We start from the raw sequence: 4,040 nt of genomic DNA, 5'->3' as shown, positions 1-4,040 counted from the left end.
TGTTTTAAGGAACAGTCAGTTAGGCTCTATGCATCAAGCTATCACTAAAGCGTTTAAAAAATACCACCTTTTTGGCTTTACTGGCACGCCCATTTTTGCAGCTAATTGCGATAAAAACAACCCGTTAGGCACAACGGAGCAAAAGTTTGGGAAATGCCTCCACCAATACACCATTATTGATGCGATCAGGGATAAAAATGTTTTGCCCTTTAGGGTGGAATACCACAACACCATTAAAGCTAAAGAGGGCATTAAAGATAAAGAGGTTAGAGCGGTTGATGAAAAAAGCGCCCTTTTAGATACTAGGAGGATCAAAAAAATTACTAAATGCATTGTAGAGCGTTTCAATCAAGCCACTAAAAATAAAAGATTCAATTCCATTCTGGCATGCTCTGGTATAGAAGCGCTGAAAAAATACTACCAAGCCTTTAAAGAAGAAAAACACGATCTTAAAATCGCTGCCATTTTCAGTTATAGCGCTAATGAAGAAATTGAAGCGCTAGAAGATGAAAACAATGAAAGCGCTAGTGGGCTAGACAAAAGCTCAAGGGATTTTTTAGAGGGCGCGATTGCGGATTATAATGGGATGTTTAAAACTTCTTTTGACACTTCGGATCAAAAATTCCAAAGCTATTATAAGGATCTTTCTCAAAAAATGAAAGAGCGCCAAATCGATCTTTTACTGGTGGCAAACATGTTTCTTACTGGGTTTGACGCTACAAGGCTCAACACCCTTTGGGTGGATAAAAACCTGAAATACCATGGGCTAATTCAGGCTTTTTCCCGCGCAAACCGCATTTTAGATAGCGTTAAAACGCATGGGAATATCGTGTGTTTTAGGGATTTAGAGCAGGATTTAAATGATGCGCTCATGCTTTTTGGCAACAAGGACGCTCAATCTATTGCACTATTAAGAAGATATGAAGATTATTTGAAAGGCTACACAGATAATAACAAAGAATACGAGGGCTATGAGGGTTTGATTGGAAGGCTTTTAACTGAATTTCCCCTAAAAGAGCCAATCATTTCAGAAAGCCAGAAAAAGGATTTCATCAAGCTTTTTGGCAAGATTTTGAAATTGGAAAATATTTTAAACAGCTTTGAAAATTTCAACAAAGACGATCACATCAACCCCAGGGATTTTCAAGACTATCAAAGCAAATACCTTGATTTTTACGATGAAATGAGGTCAGAAAAAGGGAGGGATAAAGAAGAGATTAACGACGATTTGATTTTTGAAATTGAACTCATTAAGCAAGTGGAAGTCAATATTGACTATATTTTGAATTTGATTGAAAAATTCGCTAAAGAGCATGGGGTGGAAATTCAAGGCGTTAAAACCAAAATAGAGCCAATCATCAACTCCAGCATAGAGTTAAGGAATAAAAAAGATTTGATCATGGATTTCATTGACAAATACAACAAAGACCAAGAAATCCATGCGCATTTTCAAGATTATATCCACCAAAAAAGAGAAGAGGAATTCCAAAATATCATAGAAGAAAACCGCTTGAATGAAGAAAAAGCCTATTCGTTCATGCAGCATGCCTTTAGGGGGGGCGAAATTGATTTCAGCGGGACAAAATTCCCTGAAATCATTGAAGAAAAACCCTCCAGATTTGACAAAAATTCGCGCTATCAGGAGGTGAAAGAAAAAGTCGCTGCAAGCCTTTCTCGTTTTTTCCACCGCTTTTGTGATCTCACTAGCGCTATATTTAAAAAGAATTAAAAAAGATGAGGTTAATGAAAAATAGTTCATGAACGCTTTTGTATTAAGGCTCAAAAAAAGCGCCGTTTAATGGATTTTTTGTAAAATAAAAGAAATTTTAAGGAGGCTTGTGGTGTTAAAAGAATTACGACAAAAACGCCCCTTAGTGCATAATATCACCAATTATGTGGTGGCGCAATTTGTGGCTAATGGTTTATTAGCTTTAGGGGCATCGCCTTTAATGAGCGATGCCATTGCTGAAATGCCAGATTTAGCGAAAATTTCTGACGCGCTCGCTATTAATATTGGCACTCTCAATGAACGCACCATTTTATGCGCTAAAGAGGCTATCAAACATTACAAGGCTTTGAACAAACCCATCGTGTTAGATCCTGTGGGGTGTTCAGCGAGCGCTTTGCGCTATGACACAAGTTTAGAGCTTTTGAAAAGTGGTGGGATTAGCGCGCTTAGGGGTAATGCTGCAGAATTGGGCTCTTTAGTGGGTATTTCTTGCGAAAGTAAGGGGTTAGATTCCAAGCATTCCGCTACGCCTATAGAAATTGTCAAACGAGCGGCTCAAAAATATTCTGTGATAGCGGTAATGACGGGTAAAACAGATTATGTGAGCGATGGGAAAAAAGTTTTGAGCATCAGTGGAGGGAGCGAGTATTTGGCTGTCATTACTGGGGCTGGGTGTTTGCATACAGCAGCATGTGCGAGCTTTTTAGGTTTGAAAAAAGACCCCTTAGATTCTATGGCGCAACTTTGCGCTTTCTATAAACAAGCCGCTTTTAATGCGCAAAAAAAAGCGTTAGAAAATAACGGCTCTAATGGTTCGTTCTTGTTTTATTTTTTAGACGCTCTAAGCTTGCCCATAAAGTTAGAAAACAGCCTTATTAAGGAAGTATTGTGAAAATTTATCCGCAAGTTTTAAGCATCGCTGGCAGCGATAGCGGTGGGGGCGCTGGGATACAGGCCGATTTGAAAGCGTTTCAAACTTTGGGCGTGTTTGGGACAAGCGTGATCACTTGCATCACCGCGCAAAACACACAGGGCGTGCATGGGGTTTATCCATTGAGTGTAGAGAGCGTGAAAGCGCAAATCCTAGCCATTAGAGATGATTTTTCTATCAAGGCGTTCAAAATGGGAGCGTTATGCAACGCTCAAATCATTGAATGCGTAGCGGACACTTTAGAAACTTGCGATTTTGGGTTGTGCGTTTTAGATCCGGTGATGGTGGCAAAGAATGGGGCTTTGCTTTTAGAAGAAGAGGCGATTCTAAGCTTAAAAAAACGCCTTTTACCTAAAACCAATTTACTAACCCCTAACCTCCCTGAAGTCTATGCGCTCACAGGCGTTCAAGTGCGAGATAATAAAAGCGCTTCAAAAGCGATGGGCGTTTTAAGGGATTTAGGCGTTAAAAACGCTGTGATTAAAGGGGGGCATACAGAGCGTTTTCAAGGGGAATTTAGCAACGATTGGGTGTTTTTAGAAGACGCTGAATTTATCCTAAACGCCAAGCGATTCAACACCAAAAACACGCATGGCACGGGTTGTACTCTGTCTAGCTTGATTGTGGGCTTACTCGCTCAAGGGCTGGATTTAAAAAACGCTATTTCAAAGGCTAAAGAGCTTTTAACTATCATCATTCAAAACCCTTTAAACATTGGGCATGGGCATGGGCCTTTGAATTTGTGGAGCATCAAAAAGCATGTTTGATGCGGATTGTTTGAAACTCATGTTTGTGGCTGGTTCGCAAGATTTCCACCATATAAAAGGCGATAGGACAAACGCACTTTTAGACACTTTAGAATTAGCTTTACAATCTAAAATCACAGCGTTTCAATTCCGCCAAAAAGGCGATTTGGCTTTACAAGATCCTGTTGAAATCAAACGATTAGCCCTAGAGTGTCAAAAATTATGCAAAAAATACGGTACGCCTTTTATTATTAATGATGAGGTGCGACTCGCGCTAGAATTAAAGGCTGATGGCGTGCATGTGGGGCAAGAAGACATGGCTATAGAAGAGGTAATCGCTTTATGCCAAAAGCGCCTTTTTATCGGTTTGAGCGTCAATACTTTAGAGCAAGCCCTAAAAGCGCGCCATTTAGACAGCGTAGCCTATTTAGGGGTAGGCCCTATTTTCCCCACACTCTCTAAAAAAGACGCTAAAGAAGTTGTAGGCGTCAATCTTTTAAAAAAAATACACGATTTCGCCCTTATCCCCCCCTAAACGCACTTTAGGCTCTAAAGGGAGCTTGGCTAAAATCTGCGTGTTATAAGCCTCTAATAATCCGCTCCTGGAATTTGAGCCAAAAATCTCGCTCTCTTT

The 4,040-nt window shown here is 40.1% G+C and carries 2 protein-coding genes and 3 pseudogenes; 4 read left to right on the top strand and 1 reads right to left on the bottom strand.

The genetic code is table 11. The features are described from left to right. The 4 genes and pseudogenes from BZK24_RS08055 to BZK24_RS08040 form a co-directional block, all read left to right on the top strand. A pseudogene (locus BZK24_RS08055) lies at nucleotides 1–1,754 on the top strand (type I restriction endonuclease subunit R, EcoR124 family); the annotation flags it as partial. Between the two features lie 87 nt (nucleotides 1,755–1,841). After that, nucleotides 1,842–2,621, top strand: a complete 780-nt coding sequence (thiM, locus tag BZK24_RS08050) for a hydroxyethylthiazole kinase (protein ID WP_077657116.1) — start codon at nucleotides 1,842–1,844, stop codon at nucleotides 2,619–2,621. Then, nucleotides 2,618–3,427 carry a bifunctional hydroxymethylpyrimidine kinase/phosphomethylpyrimidine kinase gene (gene thiD / locus BZK24_RS08045; protein ID WP_171972432.1) on the top strand — a complete coding sequence of 270 codons (810 nt, stop codon included), beginning with the start codon at nucleotides 2,618–2,620 and terminating at the stop codon, nucleotides 3,425–3,427. The genes thiM and thiD overlap by 4 nt, the downstream gene beginning before the upstream one ends. After that, nucleotides 3,420–3,938 (top strand): annotated as a pseudogene (locus tag BZK24_RS08040) (thiamine phosphate synthase); the annotation flags it as partial. The gene thiD and the pseudogene BZK24_RS08040, both read left to right, overlap by 8 nt. On the opposite strand, the pseudogene BZK24_RS09140 reads toward BZK24_RS08040, so the two are convergent. Beyond that, nucleotides 3,921–4,040, bottom strand: a pseudogene (locus BZK24_RS09140) (sodium:proton antiporter); the annotation flags it as partial. The pseudogenes BZK24_RS08040 and BZK24_RS09140 overlap by 18 nt on opposite strands.

Origin of the sequence: Helicobacter pylori (assembly GCF_001998165.1) — a bacterium.
In the GTDB taxonomy this organism is placed as follows: Bacteria; Campylobacterota; Campylobacteria; order Campylobacterales; family Helicobacteraceae; genus Helicobacter; species Helicobacter pylori_DL.
The sequence above is the reverse complement of the archived record's forward strand: the minus strand, read 5'-3'. Positions and strand labels throughout refer to the sequence as shown.